The sequence below is a fragment of the Anoxybacillus andreesenii genome, from assembly GCF_030813005.1.
Classification (GTDB): Bacteria; Bacillota; Bacilli; order Bacillales; family Cytobacillaceae; genus Robertmurraya; species Robertmurraya andreesenii.
The window spans coordinates 69,810-89,398 of the sequence record NZ_JAUSTU010000014.1 but is presented as its reverse complement, the minus strand read 5'-3'; the positions used below and the strand labels follow the sequence as shown (position 1 = coordinate 89,398).

Here is a 19,589-nt window from a genome sequence, read left to right as displayed (position 1 = left end):
TAATATACTATAGAAATCCTGATCTTCCTCTATTATCCAAAATCTCCTTCATATCTGTCAAATCCCTTTACACTTAGATAGAATAAGAGCCGTATCTATTTGAATACGACTCTTCCTTCTTCCGCTATTTATTCACTTGCGCTTGTTTATGATTTTTTTGGTGATAATGATTTAATAGTAGCGGTTGCTCCCGCATCGTAATTTTCAATGCATCAAAGGGACAATGATCCACACATGCACCGCACAAACTACAGTCTCCGGCAGTAACATACATGGTTTCACGGTTAATACTAGGTTCAAGAATATCTGGATCGGCGAAGCATACAGATCTGCAAGTGGTACAACCGACACAGGCATCATGGTTGAATTTCACCTGGAACAAGCCGAATTTGCCAATAGATTGATAGAAGCCGCCAAGTGGACAAAGATAGCGGCACCAGCCTCTTTTCGCAACCAATAAATCAAATAGAATGATCGCTAAGAGGATCCATACGCCAATACCAAACGTAAATAGCAAATTTCTCATCGTAAAACCGATCGGAGAAATGATTTCAAATATCGGGACCCCGATGAAAAATGATAAAACGACCGTTCCTAGTGCGTAATATTTTTTTTGCTGTCGATTGAGTGCTGCATCTGGGAGTTTGATAAATTTTCTGAGTTTATCAGTGATTTCAAGGATCGTATTCAACGGACAGACCCAGCTGCAGAAGACCCTTCCTTTGATCAAAAAATAAAAACCAAAAATCAACAAGGCTCCCCCGAGGTAAACAAGGCTAATTTCCCTTGAAGCAAATAACACCTGCAAGGCCGCAAAGGGATCCGTTAACGTAATCCCAAAAATGCTTGATGATGCAAGGGAGCCAAAAAAGAAATTATCCCCTTCCACCTTGACAAGAAATAAGGGGGAAAGGAAGAGAATGAGAATACTCCATTGTACAATTCTTCTGGCAAGAGTCCATTTTCGAATCCCACGTGGCTTCTTAACCATATAATCATCCCTAACCTTAAGGTTTTGTGATATCCTTCTCGTCTTTCATTTCCTCTTTTACACTCTTTATATCTTCTTCAACCTCTGAAACTAGCTCACGAGTTGAATTTTTAAATTCCTTTAAGGTGGTTCCTACAGCCCGGCCTAATTCTGGAAGCTTCTTCGGACCAAAAATAATAAGGGCCAAGACGAGAATGATAATAAGTCCGGGGATTCCAATATTTGATAGCATATTCAAAACTCCTTTTTTTGATCGGCTGCTTCTGAATAATTTCATGACAGCATCAGGTTATGGTAGATGGAGAAATGTAAACCCCTTTGGCCTCTGAGATGCAATGAGAAACACAAAGGCCACAGCCATTGCAATTTTCCTTTAAGATTACTGGCTTGCCATCCTGAAGCTTAATCGCATTCTCTTTGGGACAGGCATGTACACAGTAATCACACATCACATCCTTATAGGTCAGACATGTTTGGGGATTAATTCTTGCATAGCCAATGCTATTGGCTGCACCAAAATGTAAAGCATCCGTCGGACATATATCGATGCATTTATGGCAAAACGTGCAAGGACTTTCATTCGGATCGATGTAGGGCGTATTCACGAGCTTGGCCCCCTGGGAAATGGAAAACAGCTTAATAATTCCTTCAGAACAAGCTTCCTTACATAAACCACAACGATTGCATGCTGTGAGGAAATCTAACTCATTATTTGTTCCAGGTGGTCGAAAAAACTCGCGATCCAAATCAAGCTGAGGGGCAAGAAAGTTTCCAAGAAAGCCAACAGCTCCCTCCAGGTTCAAGGAAAAGAATTGCCTTCTGTTCATTCTCTCACTCATAGCCAATCAGCCGCTTGCTGACAAAAAGGGTCCTCCTCAAAGTTGCTGTATACTAAGCAGATCGTTAGAATCCCGTCAATCTCTTTGAAGGAATCCGCAATTTTATAGCTTTGATCAGCTGTTTCTGTTTCAAGAGTGATCACGATTTTGTAGTCTTCTTCGATATGATGAACCTCGACACCCTCTTTTTTTGCTAACTCCTCTGCAGCTAAGAAAGCTTTTCCAGGTACTGTTTCTAGATAGAGGCCTGAAATGACCATGCTGTCGTCCCCCTCCTTTAAATGTTCAGCCTATCCCCCAATGCGGAAGACAGGCTCGTTCTTTAGGCTGTGTTGATTTTAGCCTGATACGTGTGCGTGAACGGGTTTTATTCGGTACGAATAACGTAAGTGAACGTACACGGATAAGGCGCTATATAGAATAACAAAATATAACTGAGCTTTTCTTAAATCTGTTAAGTTCTTAATGCTTTTGTTACTCTTCACTATTAAAGGCTGATTTTGTATCATTCTGCTGTCCATGGCATTGAATACAGTTGTCTCTAAAGATCGCCTTTGTTCTATCATTATCATAATAATGGTTTTCAGGAATTTCCCTTGCCCCGGTTGTCTCAGGTGTCGCATGGCACAGCAAGCAGCTATCCTGACGTTGCTCTGGATTCCAACGATCAATATGGTCAGCTGGCTGCATTGGAGGTGTTCCTAGTAAAACCATGGTTGAAGCATCTTCACGTCCCTCGGATTCGAGCTGAGGAATTGTCACCTGTTGGCTTGCTGTGCTTGAATCTTTTGCTGCGTCTTCACCTGCAGCCTCATTAGATTTACCAATCATGGCTGTTCCAATAGCTAATCCAATAACAAGTATGAAGCCTAGTAGAAATAGATACTCTTTTTTCATCGTTAGACCCCCTTATGCTTTGACAATCTTGACTGCACATTTTTTGTAGTCTGGCTGTTTGGAAATAGGGCAATAGGCATCGAGTGTGACAAGGTTGATTAAGGTTTCTTCCGCAAAAAACGGGACGTATACCAATCCTTTTGGCGGATTACCTCTTCCTTTCGTCGTCGCCTTCACCTCTACTTCACCACGACGAGAAATGACCTTGACCATGTCACCTGTCTTAATTCCCATGGCTTCTGCATCCTCCGGATGGATTTCACAGAAGGCTTCTGGAACAGCTCTGTGCAGTTCAGGAACACGTCTTGTCATCGAACCGCTGTGCCAATGCTCAAGGACACGACCCGTACAGAGCCAGAATGGGTACTCCGCATCTGGAATCTCGGCTGCGTCCTCAAATGGTCTAAAGAATACAGATGGACGATGGTCCTCAGATTTATAGAAATCGATGTCCATGTATTTTCCTACTTCTCCAAATTCTTCAACCCCATACTGGTCATAGCCATCCTCTTGCTTGCCGTGAACATAGCGCCAGTTTGTTTCCACCCATTTACCGTCAACATTTCGAACTGGCCAGCAGATCCCATGCTGTTTGAAGTATTCATCGTATGGAGCCATTTGCTTAGCCTTTAATTTTAACTTTTTGCCTAATTCTTGAATCTCTGGGTTATCGCTCTCATGTGGATTTGTGAAGGCACGATATTCCTCCCAAAGAATCTTATTCACTTCATGCTCATCTTCTAGCAAATCGTTTTTGCTAGCATCCCAAATTTTGCCGAACAACACGTCAAATGCTGGCTTGTCACCGATTTTCCTGCCCTCAAGGACCCGTTTGGCAATTTGTACAATCGCCCATAAATCCCATTTTGCTTCTCCTGGTGGCTCTGTACATTTTTCAAACACATTCGTTCTTCGCTCAGCATTTCCGAATTGTCCTTCTCTTTCTACCCACATCGCTGCTGGGAAGACAACATCCGCCATTTCAGTTGAGCGTGTTGGGTACACCTCAGAGACGACAATGAATCCATCAAGTACACCCTTACCATCTGGATCGTTTCCTCTAAAACGGTTGAGCTTTGGCATCGTTTGTCCCCAGTTATTAGACATGCTCCAAAGGAATTTCACATTTCCTTTTCCTAATTCACGGAACATCTTAACAGTATGATAGCCTGGCTTTTCGATAGGGTCTAAATAACCTTTCGGCAGATTCCAGATTAATTCTGTATAATGTCTATGCTCAGGGTTAGCAACTACTAGATCAGAAGGTAGGCGGTGAGAGAATACTCCAACCTCCCTCGCTGTTCCACAAGCACTTGGCTGTCCAGTTAAAGAGAAAGGTCCATTTCCTGGTTTGCTAATTTTTCCGGTTAAAAGATGAATATTGTAGACAAGATTATTGATCCATGTTCCTCTTGTATGCTGATTCATTCCCATCGTCCAAAGGGACATGATTTTCTTCTTCGGATCAGCGAATTCCTTTGCTAATGCTTCAATATCGGCAGCAGGGACACCTGAGATCTCTTCTGCTTTTTCGAAGGTATATTCACTTACCATCTGCTTATATTCTTCAAAGCTGATCTCCCAAGCCTTGTCAGCTGATTTTCCAGGTTCCGTTGCATCATAGTCATCTTTGATGGAATGGCCAAGATTTTCTGTGCCAGCCTTGAATTTTAAATGTGTGTCCACGAACTTTTTATCATAGAGTTCGTTTTGAATTAAGTAGTTGGCAATCGCATTAGCAATCGCTAAATCGGATTGTGGTCTAAACACCATGACGACATCAGCCGTTTCTGACGTTCTTGACCTTCTTGTCGTAATATCATAATGCTTGACACTTGGGCTGCTTAGCTTATGGGCAGTTAGGCGGGAGTACAAGACTGGGTGCATCTCTGCCATGTTTGCTCCCCATGTAACAAAGACATCTGCTTCATCCAAATCACGATAGGAGCCCATTGGCTCATCTGATTGGAAGGTTGTCATAAATCCAGTTACCGCACTGGCCATACAGAGACGAGCATTCGGATCAATATTATTGCTTAGGAGCCCTGCCTTCCATAACTTAACGGATGCGTAGCCCTCCATGATGGTCTGCTGTCCAGAACCCCAAAAGGCTATGGATTTTGGATCCTTATCATAGTTTTCCTTAAGCTTGCTTGCAACGAGGTCAAGTGCCTCCTCCCAAGTAGCCTCTCTGAAGCCTTCCATCGTTCCTTTCTTCGACTTGTCTTCCCGGATCAGCGGCTTTGTTAAGCGGTCCTTACCGAAGAGAATTTTTCCGACATAGAAGCCCTTAATACAATTTAGGCCTCGACTTGATCGGTTATCTGGATCACCTTTCGTTGCGACAACTTTTCCATCCTTAATTCCGACTAGAACCCCGCAGCCTGTACCACAAAAGCGGCAGACCGTCGACTTCCATTCATCCGGCTCTACAGTCTCTTGGGCAGTAGCAGTTGAGGTTTTTGGCTTCCCCTCTTCCTTTTTACAGCCAGCAACAGCTAAAGTAGCGGAAATTGCCGTAGCCTTTAGCAAGCTTCTTCTTGTCAGTTCCATGATTCCTTTTCCTCCCTTTTTTGTAAGAGATTAATCAAAAAGATAATTTTAAAGTGACAAATGCCACTCGATTCCAGCAAGCGATATTGCAAAAAAAATTAGAAGATCCCAGATATCTCACGAGGCTTGACTCTAATGGCCAAAGGATTGTCAATGACACAGCGTTGCTCGCATATCCCACAGCCGACACATTTCTCCTCATCGATCACTGGAGCAAAAATGGCATGGATGTTATCATCTGGCTTTAGATGAATATCAAGCTTGATCGCTTCATCAATTAATGGGCACTCGCGATAACAGACCTCGCAACGCATCCCTTTGTATGCGATGCATGCCTCAGTATCAATAACTGCCACACCCATATTGACATCGCTTACATCCGAGATCCCATGCAGGGCATCTGTTGGACACACTTCCACACAGGGAAAATCCTTGCATAGCATACATGGACTCTCACGTGCTACAAGATAAGGAGTGCCTATTCCGAGCCCAAGCTTCTCAGTTCCCATGAGAATCGAATCATACGGACAGGCTTGGTTGCATTTCCCACATCGTATACATAATGCAAGAAATTCATCTTCATCTGCTGCCCCCGGCGGACGTAAAACTGCCTTACTTCCACCCTTCATCATATTTAGGAGCTCATACGCTGCAAAACCACCGATCAGTAATTTAGCAAGCCCTTTCCCTTTCATAGCCTCACACCCTAATTTTGTTAAGTGGCTTATTCACATGTTAGATTTTTCCCACAACTATTTCTGTGATATTTTCCACAAAGTCAAAAAGTTCACAAATCTCTAACAATCTTGTCCAAATTCCAAACAAGAGGGGCGAAAAAATAAGTTCACAATATATCCATAGTATTTTCATCGCTAATTACTTATCTTTAATGATGGGAGGTTGTGACGTGAAAAAAATATATATTATTTGTGGAGTTGTAGTAGCTATCGGTATCATTGCTGGAATATCTTTTTTCATCATTCGAGATCAAACATCTGTTATTCCTGAAAATATCGAATTAGTCACGATGAACAATGAGCAGTATAAGTTCTCTGAATCGGAAAAGAAAATGAAGGTCGTTGAGTTTATGTACACGAATTGTCCAGACATTTGCCCAACAACAACTCTGAAGATGAACATGCTGAAGAAGGATTTACAAGATGCTGGAGTATTTGGAGATAAAATTCAATTCTTGACCATTACGATTGACCCTTATCGCGATACGCCAGAGGAACTAATAAAATATATGAAGAATTTCGAAGTGGAAGATGATGGGAATTGGATTTTCCTTACTGGTGACCAAAAGAATATTAAGAGGGACATCAAACAAATTGAAGAATTAGCTGGGACCTTTCAATTCCAGTTCAGAGATCCAGGTGATGGATTCTTTATTCATTCCACATTCGTTTACCTATTAGATGAAAACAACCGTTTCATCAAACGTTTCCCAATGGGAGAAGAGTTCAACAGAAAAGAAATATTCGACAAAATTATGAAGAAGCTTGACTAATGAAGGCTCATTTCTTAATACAAGGCTGGGTTAATGTTCAGTTGTAATATTAGCCATATGTGTGAACGGGTTTTGCTCGGTACGAGCAACGTAGTGAACACATGCACATATGGCGGTATCAAGAGCAACATTAATATTTAACAGCACCTAATACAAAAAGGAAGCGATGTTCGCTTCCTTTTTACATTATGCGATATTTTGCTGTTAGAAAAAAGCCAAACTAATTCGATGGAGCCGCTTGCTGCTTTAGAACAATGAGTGTCTTAGAGCGAGGTTTTGTGATACTTGCCTTAATACCAGATTTTTTTAGACGATCGACGAGCTCAATTAATTTCTTCCTGTCCATCTCCAAAACTCCTTTTCCGTTCCTTGTTGTCTTTATTGTAAACAACAAATATGAATAAACTATGAAAAAATGAAAAAAATTTATTAAGGAGTTAATTTTAATTTCTTTCCTTTATAGTTCTGAATGGTTGTCTCGTGATAATCGCCATCTACCCAGGATTTCATTTGGTTATGATACCAATCATTAAGCACATGACCGGATTGCCCTGGCCCTACTAGATGGTAACCCTTCGTAAGATCATCGGTATCGATGACAAATCGCCATGAGCCCCCGTGATTGACCGTACCATCATCCTTAAATGCCGCTGCCTGAACCGTTACCTGACTACCACCGACTGGCATTCTTCCACTATTGTTGAAGAGAACGTTTAGCGGGCTAACACTGGATAGCGGATGCGGGAAATAGACCTGGTGATAGTCGCCCCATTTCCATTTTTCCATCTTCTTCCCGTACTCTTCTTCCAAATCAGAAAGCACGCGGAGCAGAGATTCCTCCAAGACCTTCTTCAATCCACCATGTTCGTCTATCCATGGACCAGGGGTGCCCGATGCCGCTCTACGAATCAATTCGTCCACAGCTTGTCTTCTTCCACCGAAGAGTCCTAATGTTTCCTCTGGAATCTCTTCTTCAAAGAGAACATCCTGAATCTCTCTCGTCCATAGATTAAAAATAAGTGGTGCAGCTCTCTTGGCATCGTCGACAAAATCCCAATCCTTTAAAATTGACAGGGCTTCTCGTACTCTTGTATCCTTTGAATCTTTTAGCTGCTCCGTGAATAATGGCACGAACTCTCTAGCTTGTAGATTCATTTTATCCATTTGGAGTGCCATCATATCTTCGACAGTGATTTTGTCATCCTTGGATAAAACCTCTTGGATTCTCATCTGCCGGAAGGGCTGTGCCCAATCATGGCTGATATGGTACGGATACTTATCGCTAATCACCTTATTATTTGCTGTAGAAATGAAGCCTTCTTTTGGATTGACGACGGTTGGCAATTCGTCAAAAGGAATATAATCAACCCAGCCATACTCATCTGTCCAGCCTGGAACTGGCAGAAGTCCATCCCCTTTTTTGCGAATCGGAATTTTCCCGTTTGCTTTGTAGGCAATTGTTCCATCCTTAGCAGCAAAGACGAAATTCTGTGTTGGCGTATGAAATCCTTCGAGCGCTTGCTCAAATTCATCCCAGTTCGTCGCCTTATTCATATTCATAACAGCCTCAAGCTCAGTCGACGGCTGTAGCGCTGTCCATTGGAGAGAAAGAACGTTCTCCTTGCCACTTTCGGCAGCGAACTCGGAAATGACCGGGCCATGGCGAGTGACCACAACCTCATAATCTTCGGGCTTTTCATCCTTTATCTTGATTTCATATTTAATTACATCCGCTTTTTCCCACTTGTCATTGTAAAGAAATTCATATTTATTGTCCGGGTTTCTTTTTTCAATATACAAATCTTGAACATCTGGTCCAGTATTTGTTACTCCCCAGGCAACATCCTCATTATGACCAAGAATGATCCCTGGAATGCCTGCAAAGATGACGCCGCTCACATTGACGGTTGGAGCTTCCAAATGCATTTGATACCATATAGAAGGTGTTGATAATGATAAATGAGGATCATCTGCCAGAATCGGCTTCCCTGACTCCGTTCTTTCCCCGCTCACAACCCAGTTGTTACTTCCGTTAAATTCATGAGGAATCACTGCGGTTGCGAAGCTTGACTCAATATCGAGCTCATTCTTACCTATTATATAAGGCGCATTTGTAGGATATGTAGGGAATAAATCTAGAGCTTTTTCCTTTGAAAAATTCTGTAGTAAGTAATAGCGAAACGCTTGATTCTCCCAATGCCCTCCTAAATCAAAGGCCATGTATTTCCCAATGGTTAAAGAATCTACAGCTGTCCATTTCTCTGGCGTATAGCCTAGTAGCTTAAATTCAAGGGGCCACTTTCCATTTGCTTTCAATTCTTCTATATACAAATTGACCCCTTCTGCAAACTTCTCTAGTACCTTCTTCGCCTCCTCTGAGTATCCTCCATAGGATGCCTCGGCCGCTCTTCTAAGGCCAAGCGTGAGAAAATACTTATCATTGTTCAGTGCTGCTCCTCCAACCACTTCACTTAAACGGCCAGAGGCTTGGCGCCGACTTAAATCCATCTGAAATAAGCGATCCTGGGCTTGAACATAGCCTTGCGCTATATAAAGATCGTCCTCATTCTCCGCACGAATATGTGGAATTCCATCCTGATCTCTAACCACTTCGACAGGATTCTGTAGTGCGGGTAACCGTATCTCCCCTTCCACAACTGGATGTGTTCGAACAATATAAGCATAGAGTCCTATCACAAGGGCAATGATCAATGCCACTAAACTGACCGCAGCCCAGCCTAATATCTTTCTCCAGCGTTTCCCCTTTCTAACGGTTGTTTCTAATGATGCTTCCATCGTGATTCCCCCTTTGTTCGAGACTATTTTCGACTGCCTGGTAAAAAGAATGATTTTTTAGAAAATAGTCCACCTAATCATTTCGAGAAATAATGGCGAATTCCTTCATTATTTCTACTAAAGGTTATTTTCGTACAGCTTGTGGTTTTTGCAATGGTCCAAGTGCCGACCATTGCCTTTCATACTAATTCTGTACCACGCACGAAGGAGGATGGCCCTTTTCTCGTTCTTTTGATCATTTAACGGCTGGAAGAATTTTAATTTCGTCTATAGTTCTCATTCAAAAGCAACAAAGATTGAGAAAAGAGCCATTCTTAAAAAAGACAATCCTCCCTTTCTAGTGGATAAGATGTTATAATGTGAGATATTGCTTATTTGGAGGCTAGATGAATCAATGATTACTGTTACAGATGTTAGTTTGCGATATGGCGATCGGAAGCTTTTTGAAGATGTGAATATCAAATTCACACCTGGAAACTGCTATGGGTTGATTGGAGCAAACGGTGCTGGAAAATCCACTTTTTTAAAAATATTATCAGGCGAGATTGAAGCTCAAACTGGGAGCGTTCATCTCGGACCAGGAGAAAGACTGGCGGTTTTGAAACAAAACCACTTTGAATATGAGGAAGAGGAAGTTCTTAAGGTTGTCATTATGGGGCATACTCGCCTTTTTGAAGTCATGCAGGAAAAAGACGCCATCTATATGAAGCCAGATTTCACTGATGAGGACGGGATGAAAGCCGCTGAGCTCGAGGGTGAGTTTGCTGAATTGAATGGTTGGGAAGCGGAATCTGAAGCGGCCATTCTTTTAAAAGGATTAGGAATTGCAGAGGAACTTCATACGAAGAAAATGGCAGACCTATCAGGTTCGGAGAAGGTTAAGGTATTGCTTGCGCAAGCTCTATTTGGCAAGCCCGACGTACTCCTTCTTGACGAGCCAACAAACCATCTTGATATTAAGGCCATTCAATGGCTTGAGGAATTCCTCATTAACTTTGAGAATACCGTCATTGTCGTTTCCCATGATCGTCACTTTTTGAATAAGGTTTGTACCCATATTGCCGATCTCGACTTTGGTAAAATCCAAATTTATGTTGGAAACTATGACTTCTGGTATGAATCAAGCCAGCTCGCACTCAAAATGGCGCAGGATCAAAATAAGAAAAAAGAAGAGAAAATTAAAGAACTACAGGCATTTATTGCTCGATTTAGTGCCAATGCATCTAAATCGAAGCAAGCAACCTCTCGTAAAAAATTGCTCGACAAAATTCAGTTAGATGATATTCGTCCATCCTCTCGTAAATACCCTTATGTAGCCTTTACACCAGAGCGTGAAATCGGGAATGACCTTCTACGTGTAGAGGGATTAACCAAAACGATTGATGGGGTAAAAGTACTGGATAATATCAGCTTTGTCATGAACAAGGACGATAAAATCGCTTTAGTAGGTAAGGATGAACTTGCCAAAACAACCTTATTTAAGATTTTGATGGGCGAAATGGAGCCGGATAGCGGTACGTTCAAATGGGGAGTAACAACGTCTCAGGCGTATTTTCCAAAGGATAACTCCGCTTATTTTGAGAATAGCGAAAAAAATCTTGTCGATTGGCTCCGCCAGTTCTCGCCGAACGACCAAAGTGAGAGCTTCCTTCGCGGCTTCTTAGGAAGAATGCTATTTTCTGGGGAAGAGGTTCTCAAAAAAGCAAGTGTGCTTTCAGGGGGAGAAAAGGTCCGCTGCATGCTGTCGAAAATGATGCTGAGCGGTGCGAATGTGCTTCTTCTTGATGAACCAACGAACCATTTAGATTTGGAATCGATCACAGCGCTAAATAACGGCTTGATCAACTATAAAGGCTCATTAATTTTTGCTTCCCACGACCATCAGTTCATTCAAACGATTGCGAATCGTATTTTGGAGCTGACACCTAGTGGATTAGTGGACAAACAAATGACCTACGATGAATATTTAGAGAATGAAGAGCTGCAAAAGCAGGTTGCGAGTATGTATGCTTAAGAAATGGAGAGGGTCCGCACGAATTGGACCCTCTTTTTCTCTACTTTTTTGCAAGAATTCTAATATATTTGCGTTAATTTCGATTTATTTACGTTAAATCTCATATATTTGCGATACGCAAATTCCGTTACATATTCTTCTTTTTCTTCCGTGCTGATGATTTTCTCTTACCATCTAGCTCCATATTGGTGGTCCCTTGCCCTTCCACCTCTGGAGCGCTTAAACCGATCGTTGATGGGTCTTTTTTTCGCTTTGACATCTTCATCCACCTCCATGCTTACTTTCTCAAAATCCCCACCCTTTTATGCAGTATAATATTTCATATTTTACACATTCTACAATTGGAGGAGGTGTGGATAGATGGCGAAAATTGGAGTTGAATATTCCCTTCAGAATGTTCAGCAGGCTCTTCGTGAGAAAGGCTATGATGTTGTCAATTTAAGCAAAGAAGCAGATGCAAATGGGTGCGACATGTGTGTCATTACTGGTTTGGATTCCAATGTGATGGGGATGCAGGACACCGTTATTCAAGGTCCAGTCATTGAGGCAAATGGCCTGACTGCTGATGAGGTTTGCGAAAAAGTTGCCCAGAACCTACAATAAGTTTCGAACATATCCCAAGACTAAAGAGCAATTTCTTTAGTCTTTTTTTTATTTATAGACAAGTTTCCTCTACTGACAAGCATATAGTGGTAGTGGACAACTATTGGGGGTGTATCACTATGCAATTTATTGTATTAAAGAAAAACTCTCTTATCTTCTTTTCCTTCATTGTTCTCACGATTGTCGCAAGCTCCATCTGGTTATTGACAAAAAAAGAAAGCGTCACAACCTTTCATCCATCCGATAAAATGAGAGAGATTTCGATTGTTACGGCTGAATTTAAGACAACAACAAAGGACGGCAAAGAAATCGAGGCCTATCGCTGGGACCCTGGTACCATCTATGTTGAAAAGGATGAAAAGGTTCTTTTAAGGATTTACGGGGTTAATGGCCAGGAGCATCCATTCATCATTGAAGGAACAGACATTAAGGGAACGGTTAAAAAGGGAGAGGAAACGGCCGTGGAGCTTCAATTTAAAGAAGAAGGCATCTACAGGCTTGTTTGCATGTCACATCCTGACAAAGGAAGCAGCGGGCCAATGATTGCGAACATTATCGTGGATTAGGGAGGCAAAAGGGAGGAATCAGAGCCTCCCTTAATTAATCAGTGAAATCAAATCCTTTCGGCGATATACACTTAGCACGATTCCGATTAAAAAGGAATGTAGTACAGTGGGCATTAAACCGTAGCTAAAGAATGGCAGTGAGACACCAACGAAGGGTAAAACGCCTATCGACATAAGAATGCTCCAGCTAAATGAAAGGGTATACAGGGTTACAGCTCCTACGGTTAGAAGCTTTCCATATGGATCATGGAATGATTTAAGGTTAAGAATCATGCGAACACTTAAACCGACAAGAAGCAGTACAAGGATACCTGCTAAAAGCCAGCCAAATCCATAGGTAGTCGTTACGAAAATAAAATCGGTATGTGCTTCCGAAATCTTAAACCCTTCCTTCGGCAATGCCTGACCAAACCAGCCTGCATTTCCCATATATTCCTTCGCCTTTGTACCTAAATATCCATAGGTATGGGTATATTCATCTGGATTAAGAAAGGCCTTAAACCGCACTAACATATATGGTTTTTTCATGGCTGTAAATACTGCACTTACTACTGCCAAAGAACCAATCATCCCCGTAAAAAGATATTTTTCCCTTTTTTGCAGCGGGCTAAACCAAGTCATCACCACGATTAGTACGGTATAAAGTAAAACAAGGAAGAGATTCGCTGCGGGCAAAAGTAGTAGCACGGAGAGAACATACAACAACACAAGCTTCCACCAGCTATGGGACAGGTTCACCCTTACACTCTTTTCGGTACCAGGTACCTCAAGGCCAATTTTTAACCATATGTCTCTCCGAATTTTGCTTAGGATGCCTGCCCAAGCCAGCAAAAATATCGGCAATGTGGACGAAGCTTCAATGGTAAAGGTGGCAATATGTAGAAATGGCCTTCCATTGATCATCAAGGAAAAGGGAGAGAAATTCAGCACCAGCAAAAAAATAATGCCGATTCCATAAAACCCGTAACCAAATTTTAAAAATTTTCGATAATCAAAAAACATACATGCTAGTAAAATGACAATTCCCATGATGGAGAAGATCGTCTTTCTCATCACTAAATCCATTTGATAAGAATCCTGCAAATAAATCAATGGCAACATGCTAAAGCCAATCAACACGGCAAAGCCAGCAACCGTAAACCAATCGATTTTCGGTTTATGAAGCCTGTTCATTTTCTGACCTAATAGGGTTGAATCCCCCATTTGCTTGATCGCTATTGCTTCTGCTTCGTCCTCGGCTTTTCCTTTTTTTATCGCATCTGCCTTTGCTGCTTGCAAATGATTTTCTAATTCCAGCTTCACAAAACCTCTCGCTTCCTTGGAGCGGATATGCGAGAGCACTTCCTTTATATAGGCTTGAATAGGCATCTATACCCCTCCTTCTGCCAATTTCTTTAGAAGGGAAGTTCCAGTCATCTGTTCTTCCTCCAAAACAAGTCGCTTTTTCCCTTTGGTTGAAATTTGATAGTATTTTTCTCCATTCTCCCATGTCGATGTAAGGTAGCCTGCCCCCTCAAGCTCATGCAGAAGGACATACAACATCCCTTCATTTTCGGCAAAATTCTTAACTCCTCTAGCGATGAGTGCTTGGCTCACTTCATATCCGGTCTTACTCGTTTGCAATAGCTGGAGAACATCCAGTTCAGGATTCTTTTTCTCATTAAGTTTGGCAAGAATATTTGAACGATGTTTTTCTGAGAAAACCACATCCTTAAAAACGGTTTGATTCATCGTATTTTTAAGCTTTTTTAATTGCTCTTCCATTAAATCCGCCCCCTAAGCTTCGTCTGTAGGATTTCCTTCGCCCGTTTTAGCCTCGTTTTAAGCGTATTTTGATTGACTCCTGTGATGCCTTCCATTTCTTTAATCGTGAGCTCGGCAAAATAATGAAGATAGATCACCTCACGATATTTCATCGGCAAATTCATCACCTCTTTAGCAAGAAGATCCTCTTCATCCCGCTGAATGACTTCCGCTTCAACGGTCTCTCTCTTTGTGACCGATTCCTTCGCTAATGTTTCTGAGATCACGATTTTTCGGTAATTCCAGCTTCGTAGATAATCCTTGCAATGATTAATGGCGATTCGCCATATCCACGTTTTGAGAGATGACCTCTGCTGATATGTATCGATTCGCTCATATATCTTCAAAAATATTTCCTGTGTTAATTCCTCCGCAACTGCATGATTTTTAACATAGGAATAGACAAGCTGCAAAATATCTTGCCCGTAGCGATCCATTAATTCTATTAACAACTCTTCTCTGTCTATTGCTTGGCTTCCTTCTATAAGAAATTCATTCACACCAAATTGCCCCCTATTTGTTGCTTCTGTCTATTCGACGAATCTCGTTCATGAATGGTTTGATCTACATTATACATTTTTTACTGTTAAATTATGTTTTCATTAAAACTTCTATTTTTTCCTCTAGTATTAATGATTTATTACTATTACAATGATGTTAATAGATATTGAAATTTCCCTATATAACAGTTTGTGATTCTCTAGAAAAAGTTATAGTACAGTTTTATTAAGAACGGAAAATGACCCACCCCGAAATACCCAATTTAATTAGAGTTCATAATAATTTCACAAAAAATATTATAACATGTGATTTTTTTCACATGAAATCTGTTACACTCAAATTATAGTATTAGTGTACTAACTGTTGTATAGACAAAAATAATAATAAGAGGTGTTCTATCATGGAACAATGGAAAGGTTTTTCATCAGGTGTTTGGCAAAAAGAAGTGAATGTTCGTGACTTTATTTTAAGAAACTATTCTCTTTATGAAGGAAACGATACCTTTCTAGAAGGTCCTACTGAAGCAACAACCAAGCTTTGGGAGCAAGTGATGGATTTATCAAAGCAGGAGCGTGAAAATGGTGGCGTTCTTGATATGGATACTGAAATTGTTTCAACCATTACTTCACATGGTCCTGGTTACCTAGACAAAGACTTGGAAAAAGTCGTTGGTTTCCAAACTGACAAACCATTCAAACGCTCTTTGCAAATTTTTGGTGGCGTCAGAATGGCGAAACAATCTCTAGCTGAATATGGATTCGAATTAAATAAAGAGGTTGAAAAAACGTTTACTGAATATCGCAAAACTCATAACCAAGGAGTTTTTGATGCTTATACAGAAGAAATGAGAAAAGCTCGTCACGTAGGAATCATCACTGGACTTCCAGATGCTTATGGACGCGGCCGCATTATCGGTGACTACCGTCGCGTGGCGCTTTACGGTGTCGACTTCCTCATGCAGGAAAAGCAAAAGGATTTTGCAGCTACGTCTTCTATTATGACCGAAGATGTGATCAGATTAAGAGAGGAAATGAGCGAGCAGTACCGTGCTCTAAAAGAGCTAAAAGAAATGGCATTAAGCTATGGCTTTGATATTTCTAAGCCTGCTAATAATACCCTTGAAGCATTCCAATGGCTCTATTTCGCCTATCTAGCTGCCGTTAAACAACAAAATGGTGCGGCAATGAGCTTAGGTCGAATCTCTACCTTCCTTGATATTTATATTGAAAGAGACCTACAAAATGGAGTATTAACAGAGAAGGAAGTTCAAGAAATTGTCGACCATTTCGTAATGAAGCTTCGCCTTGTGAAATTCGCTCGCACAAATGAATATAACGAGCTATACAGTGGAGACCCTACATGGGTAACTGAGTCCATCGGTGGGATTGCAAATGATGGTCGTCCGCTAGTGACTAAGAACTCATTCCGATTCTTACACACATTGAGAAATCTTGGTCCAGCTCCAGAACCAAACTTAACGGTTCTTTGGTCAACTCGCCTTCCAGAGAACTTTAAGAAATTCTGTGCGAAGATTTCCATCGATACAAGTGCGATTCAATACGAAAATGATGATATCATGCGCCCTGAGTACGGCGATGATTACGGAATTGCTTGCTGTGTATCCGCTATGGAAATCGGAAAGCAAATGCAATTCTTCGGTGCACGTGCGAACCTTGCGAAGGCACTTCTATATGCCATTAACGGCAATGTGGATGAAAAACACAAAGTTCAGGTCGGACCAGCTTATGCCCCTATTACTTCTGATGTCCTTAACTACGATGAAGTGATGGAGAAATTTGATAAGACAATGGAATGGCTTGCAGGCCTTTACATTAACACTTTGAATATCATCCATTATATGCATGACAAATATAGCTATGAGAGCATCGAAATGGCACTACATGATACGAAAATTCTTCGTACGATGGCAACAGGAATTGCAGGACTAAGTGTGGTTGCCGACTCCTTAAGTGCGATTAAATATGCAAAGGTTAAACCAATTCGCGACGAAAACGGCTTAGCGGTTGATTTTGAGGTAGAAGGTGACTTCCCTAAATACGGGAACAATGATGACCGTGTGGACAGCATTGCGGTTGAGCTTGTGGAAAGCTTCATGAAAAAGCTTCGTAAGCACCCAACCTATCGTAACTCTGTTCATACAATGTCCATCCTAACCATCACTTCAAACGTCGTGTATGGTAAGAAAACAGGAAATACTCCTGATGGCCGCCGTGCTGGCGAACCATTTGCACCAGGAGCAAACCCAATGCACGGCCGTGATACAAAGGGTACACTTGCTTCCCTAACATCTGTAGCCAAATTACCTTATGCCTACGCAATGGATGGTATTTCAAACACCTTCTCCATCGTACCAAAGGCATTAGGTAAAGAAGATGAGGTTCGTGTTCAAAACTTAGTCAGCATTTTGGATGGCTATGCTGTGAAACAAGGACATCACTTAAATGTTAACGTGTTGAACAAGGAAACATTATTAGACGCTATGGAGCATCCAGAGGAATATCCACAATTAACGATTCGTGTCTCTGGATACGCAGTTAACTTCATCAAGCTTACAAAAGAACAGCAGCTCGATGTTATCAATAGAACCTTCCATGGTTCATTATAAGAAAAGCGCAAGCGCCTTGCTCATCGCCGTACAAACTGGAGGGGCTTCGACTGAGATAAAGGAATCACGAAGAGCGATAGCGATTCGATGATGACTTATCGTAGGGAGGAGACCCGAAGTTTGATAGGCGATAGGCGCTGGAGCTAGACAGTTCTCAAAGTCGAAATTTATACTTTCTTATATTATAAGAAAATCAAAATTTGAGGGGAGGAATCCTCCCCTCTCCCTCACCTGAAAGGAGATAGCATCATGAACGGAAACATTCACTCAATCGAAACCTTTGGTACGGTAGATGGGCCTGGGATTCGCTACGTCATTTTTACTCAAGGATGCCTATTGCGCTGTCAATTTTGCCATAATGCGGACACTTGGGAAATTGGAATCGGTAAGCAAATGTCTGTTTCCGAAATCATCGACGATCTTAAATCCTATCTTCCTTTCATTGAAGCATCAGGGGGCGGAATTACGGTATCAGGTGGTGAACCACTGCTGCAAATCCCCTTCCTTATTGAATTATTTAAGGAATGTAAAAAACTTGGTATTCATACCACAATTGATTCATCTGGGGGCTGCTATTCCCATGCCGAACAGTTTCAGCAGAATTTAAAAGAACTACTGCAATATACCGATTTGATTTTACTTGATTTAAAGCATATCGACCGGAAAAAGCATAAAAATCTGACTGGAATGGCAAATGATCACATCATCGAATTTGCCCAATATCTATCAGACCAAAATGTGCCTGTTTGGATTCGCCATGTGTTAGTACCAACTGTTACAGATGATGAAGCCGACCTACGTAAGCTTGGCGAATTTATCAGTACGCTCAAAAATGTTCAAAAGGTGGAGATCCTCCCCTATCACCAGCTTGGAGTATACAAATGGGAAGCGCTTGGCTTGGAATATCCGCTAAAGGATATTCAACCACCGAGTGAGGAAGCAACCGCTTTAGCTCAGAGGATTTTAACGGAAAAACTCTCGTAATTTTATGTTTGGTGCCCGACTATATTGGGAAAGTGGATGAACAAAGGGACTCGAAAAACGAGTCCCTTTCCTTTTATTTCCACCAATCATCAAACATCGAGGCTGGTACATGTCGTTTATGCTTGGAAACGAGATAGCGTTTTTCAATTTTCTCAGCAATCTCAGGCGATACCTTTTTTCCTTCTAAATAGTCATCCAGCTCATCATAGGTTATCCCCAGCTCTGTTTCATCGGCCTGTCCTGGTGCTTGATCCAACAAATCCGCTGTAGGTACCTTTAGATAAAGACTTTCCTCCGCATTCAGCTCCTTCAAAAGTGCCTTTCCCTGCCTTTTCGTAAGGCCCGTTAACGGAACAACATCAGCTCCCCCATCTCCATATTTTGTATAAAATCCAGTCACAGCCTCTGCGGCATGATCCGTCCCGATCACAAGAAGATTATGCATCCCACCAATGGCATACTGGGCAATCATTCTCATACGGGCCTTTACATTGCCTTTATGGTAATCCCGAAGCTCTTCCCCATCCATAACATGATCATATTCTCGCTTCACCGCATCGACCGCTTCTTTTACATTAAATATATAGGATTCATCAGCCTGTATAAATTTAAGGGCTTTCTTTGCATCCTCTTCATCCTTCTGCGTCCCATAGGGAAGCCGAACAGCGATGAACTTCGCTTCATAGCCCTCTGCGCGCAGTTCTTCCACCGCAATCTGTGCTAGTCGCCCAGCTAGGGTGGAATCCTGACCACCGCTAATCCCCAGCACATAACCCTTGGCTTTTGTTTTTCTGGCATATTCCTTCAGGAAATCCACACGTTTTCGTATTTCTTCCTTTGGGTTGATACTAGGCTTAACAAATAATTCCGAAATAATCTGTTCCTGCAATGCCAAAAGAAATTACC

The 19,589-nt window shown here is 41.7% G+C and carries 20 protein-coding genes; 6 read left to right on the top strand and 14 right to left on the bottom strand.

Translation table 11 applies throughout. The features are described 5' to 3' along the window. Positions 1–124 precede the first annotated feature (124 nt). The 7 genes from napH to J2S07_RS14830 form a co-directional block, all read right to left on the bottom strand. Positions 125–991, bottom strand: coding sequence for a quinol dehydrogenase ferredoxin subunit NapH (gene napH, locus J2S07_RS14860; RefSeq protein ID WP_307151202.1), 867 nt, complete (start codon positions 989–991; stop codon positions 125–127). Between the two features lie 16 nt (positions 992–1,007). Continuing rightward, positions 1,008–1,223: a twin-arginine translocase TatA/TatE family subunit gene (tatA, locus tag J2S07_RS14855; protein ID WP_307151201.1), complete on the bottom strand. Its 216-nt coding sequence runs from the start codon at positions 1,221–1,223 to the stop codon at positions 1,008–1,010. 52 nt (positions 1,224–1,275) lie between these two features. Beyond that, entirely contained in the window at positions 1,276–1,818 is a 543-nt protein-coding gene (locus J2S07_RS14850; protein WP_307151200.1) for a 4Fe-4S dicluster domain-containing protein, read from the bottom strand. A gap of 8 nt (positions 1,819–1,826) precedes the next feature. Beyond that, a complete protein-coding gene (locus J2S07_RS14845) occupies positions 1,827–2,090 on the bottom strand; it encodes a chaperone NapD (RefSeq protein ID WP_307151199.1) in 264 nt (87 codons plus the stop codon). A 214-nt stretch (positions 2,091–2,304) separates the two neighbouring features. Then, on the bottom strand, positions 2,305–2,727 hold the full coding sequence (locus J2S07_RS14840) for a nitrate reductase cytochrome c-type subunit (protein WP_307151198.1): 423 nt from the start codon (positions 2,725–2,727) through the stop codon (positions 2,305–2,307). 12 nt (positions 2,728–2,739) lie between these two features. Continuing rightward, the gene (napA, locus tag J2S07_RS14835; RefSeq protein WP_307151197.1) at positions 2,740–5,280 is read right to left on the bottom strand and encodes a nitrate reductase catalytic subunit NapA; all 2,541 of its coding nucleotides are present in this window, start codon (positions 5,278–5,280) and stop codon (positions 2,740–2,742) included. A 98-nt stretch (positions 5,281–5,378) separates the two neighbouring features. Next, positions 5,379–5,975, bottom strand: coding sequence for a 4Fe-4S dicluster domain-containing protein (locus tag J2S07_RS14830; protein ID WP_307151196.1), 597 nt, complete (start codon positions 5,973–5,975; stop codon positions 5,379–5,381). A gap of 212 nt (positions 5,976–6,187) precedes the next feature. On the opposite strand from J2S07_RS14830, the gene J2S07_RS14825 reads away from it, so the two are divergent. Beyond that, on the top strand, positions 6,188–6,790 hold the full coding sequence (locus tag J2S07_RS14825; RefSeq protein ID WP_307151195.1) for an SCO family protein: 603 nt from the start codon (positions 6,188–6,190) through the stop codon (positions 6,788–6,790). A gap of 220 nt (positions 6,791–7,010) precedes the next feature. Here J2S07_RS14825 and J2S07_RS14820 read toward each other — a convergent pair whose 3' ends face one another. After that, positions 7,011–7,136, bottom strand: coding sequence for a hypothetical protein (locus J2S07_RS14820; protein WP_307151194.1), 126 nt, complete (start codon positions 7,134–7,136; stop codon positions 7,011–7,013). A gap of 83 nt (positions 7,137–7,219) precedes the next feature. Beyond that, the gene (locus tag J2S07_RS14815; protein ID WP_307151193.1) at positions 7,220–9,586 is read right to left on the bottom strand and encodes a penicillin acylase family protein; all 2,367 of its coding nucleotides are present in this window, start codon (positions 9,584–9,586) and stop codon (positions 7,220–7,222) included. 394 nt (positions 9,587–9,980) lie between these two features. On the opposite strand from J2S07_RS14815, the gene J2S07_RS14810 reads away from it, so the two are divergent. Next, positions 9,981–11,600 (top strand): ABC-F family ATP-binding cassette domain-containing protein, encoded by a 1,620-nt coding sequence (locus J2S07_RS14810; RefSeq protein WP_307151192.1) that lies wholly within the window; start codon positions 9,981–9,983, stop codon positions 11,598–11,600. A 127-nt stretch (positions 11,601–11,727) separates the two neighbouring features. On the opposite strand, the gene J2S07_RS14805 is transcribed toward J2S07_RS14810, so the two are convergent. Continuing rightward, on the bottom strand, positions 11,728–11,859 hold the full coding sequence (locus J2S07_RS14805; protein WP_307151191.1) for a YuzL family protein: 132 nt from the start codon (positions 11,857–11,859) through the stop codon (positions 11,728–11,730). 101 nt (positions 11,860–11,960) lie between these two features. On the opposite strand from J2S07_RS14805, the gene J2S07_RS14800 reads away from it, so the two are divergent. Next, complete coding sequence (locus J2S07_RS14800) at positions 11,961–12,203, top strand: YkuS family protein (RefSeq protein WP_307151190.1); 243 nt, start codon at positions 11,961–11,963, stop codon at positions 12,201–12,203. Positions 12,204–12,322: 119 nt separating this feature from the next. Next, on the top strand, positions 12,323–12,769 hold the full coding sequence (locus tag J2S07_RS14795; RefSeq protein WP_307151189.1) for a cupredoxin domain-containing protein: 447 nt from the start codon (positions 12,323–12,325) through the stop codon (positions 12,767–12,769). A gap of 30 nt (positions 12,770–12,799) precedes the next feature. Here J2S07_RS14795 and J2S07_RS14790 read toward each other — a convergent pair whose 3' ends face one another. Genes J2S07_RS14790 through J2S07_RS14780 form a run of 3 tightly spaced genes read right to left on the bottom strand, consistent with a single transcriptional unit; the run spans position 12,800 to position 15,072 of the window. Beyond that, complete coding sequence (locus J2S07_RS14790) at positions 12,800–14,137, bottom strand: FtsW/RodA/SpoVE family cell cycle protein (RefSeq protein WP_307151188.1); 1,338 nt, start codon at positions 14,135–14,137, stop codon at positions 12,800–12,802. Next, positions 14,138–14,533 (bottom strand): PadR family transcriptional regulator, encoded by a 396-nt coding sequence (locus tag J2S07_RS14785; RefSeq protein ID WP_307151187.1) that lies wholly within the window; start codon positions 14,531–14,533, stop codon positions 14,138–14,140. Then, positions 14,533–15,072 (bottom strand): sigma-70 family RNA polymerase sigma factor, encoded by a 540-nt coding sequence (locus J2S07_RS14780; protein ID WP_307151186.1) that lies wholly within the window; start codon positions 15,070–15,072, stop codon positions 14,533–14,535. Before J2S07_RS14780 ends, J2S07_RS14785 begins: the two co-directional genes overlap by 1 nt. A 401-nt stretch (positions 15,073–15,473) precedes the next feature. On the opposite strand from J2S07_RS14780, the gene pflB reads away from it, so the two are divergent. Both pflB and pflA read left to right on the top strand, forming a co-directional pair. Beyond that, the gene (pflB, locus tag J2S07_RS14775; RefSeq protein WP_307151185.1) at positions 15,474–17,699 is read left to right on the top strand and encodes a formate C-acetyltransferase; all 2,226 of its coding nucleotides are present in this window, start codon (positions 15,474–15,476) and stop codon (positions 17,697–17,699) included. 249 nt (positions 17,700–17,948) lie between these two features. Further along, positions 17,949–18,683 carry a pyruvate formate-lyase-activating protein gene (gene pflA, locus J2S07_RS14770; RefSeq protein WP_307151184.1) on the top strand — a complete coding sequence of 245 codons (735 nt, stop codon included), beginning with the start codon at positions 17,949–17,951 and terminating at the stop codon, positions 18,681–18,683. A gap of 73 nt (positions 18,684–18,756) precedes the next feature. Here the strand turns inward: pflA and nadE are convergent, their stop codons facing one another. Beyond that, the gene (nadE, locus tag J2S07_RS14765) at positions 18,757–19,578 is read right to left on the bottom strand and encodes an NAD(+) synthase (protein ID WP_307151183.1); all 822 of its coding nucleotides are present in this window, start codon (positions 19,576–19,578) and stop codon (positions 18,757–18,759) included. Between the last annotated feature and the right edge of the window lie 11 nt (positions 19,579–19,589).

What these genes read in the sequence shown, in the direction of transcription:
- J2S07_RS14805 (WP_307151191.1), bottom strand. Translation starts at nt 11,859, where the DNA reads ATGTCAAAGCGAAAAAAAGACCCATCAACGATCGGTTTAAGCGCTCCA.
- J2S07_RS14815 (WP_307151193.1), bottom strand. Translation starts at nt 9,586, where the DNA reads ATGGAAGCATCATTAGAAACAACCGTTAGAAAGGGGAAACGCTGGAGA.
- pflA (WP_307151184.1), top strand. Translation starts at nt 17,949, where the DNA reads ATGAACGGAAACATTCACTCAATCGAAACCTTTGGTACGGTAGATGGG.
- J2S07_RS14820 (WP_307151194.1), bottom strand. Translation starts at nt 7,136, where the DNA reads ATGGACAGGAAGAAATTAATTGAGCTCGTCGATCGTCTAAAAAAATCT.
- J2S07_RS14850 (WP_307151200.1), bottom strand. Translation starts at nt 1,818, where the DNA reads ATGAACAGAAGGCAATTCTTTTCCTTGAACCTGGAGGGAGCTGTTGGC.
- J2S07_RS14790 (WP_307151188.1), bottom strand. Translation starts at nt 14,137, where the DNA reads ATGCCTATTCAAGCCTATATAAAGGAAGTGCTCTCGCATATCCGCTCC.
- pflB (WP_307151185.1), top strand. Translation starts at nt 15,474, where the DNA reads ATGGAACAATGGAAAGGTTTTTCATCAGGTGTTTGGCAAAAAGAAGTG.
- J2S07_RS14845 (WP_307151199.1), bottom strand. Translation starts at nt 2,090, where the DNA reads ATGGTCATTTCAGGCCTCTATCTAGAAACAGTACCTGGAAAAGCTTTC.
- J2S07_RS14810 (WP_307151192.1), top strand. Translation starts at nt 9,981, where the DNA reads ATGATTACTGTTACAGATGTTAGTTTGCGATATGGCGATCGGAAGCTT.
- J2S07_RS14795 (WP_307151189.1), top strand. Translation starts at nt 12,323, where the DNA reads ATGCAATTTATTGTATTAAAGAAAAACTCTCTTATCTTCTTTTCCTTC.
- napH (WP_307151202.1), bottom strand. Translation starts at nt 991, where the DNA reads ATGGTTAAGAAGCCACGTGGGATTCGAAAATGGACTCTTGCCAGAAGA.
- J2S07_RS14840 (WP_307151198.1), bottom strand. Translation starts at nt 2,727, where the DNA reads ATGAAAAAAGAGTATCTATTTCTACTAGGCTTCATACTTGTTATTGGA.
- J2S07_RS14830 (WP_307151196.1), bottom strand. Translation starts at nt 5,975, where the DNA reads ATGAAAGGGAAAGGGCTTGCTAAATTACTGATCGGTGGTTTTGCAGCG.
- tatA (WP_307151201.1), bottom strand. Translation starts at nt 1,223, where the DNA reads ATGCTATCAAATATTGGAATCCCCGGACTTATTATCATTCTCGTCTTG.
- napA (WP_307151197.1), bottom strand. Translation starts at nt 5,280, where the DNA reads ATGGAACTGACAAGAAGAAGCTTGCTAAAGGCTACGGCAATTTCCGCT.
- J2S07_RS14800 (WP_307151190.1), top strand. Translation starts at nt 11,961, where the DNA reads ATGGCGAAAATTGGAGTTGAATATTCCCTTCAGAATGTTCAGCAGGCT.
- J2S07_RS14785 (WP_307151187.1), bottom strand. Translation starts at nt 14,533, where the DNA reads ATGGAAGAGCAATTAAAAAAGCTTAAAAATACGATGAATCAAACCGTT.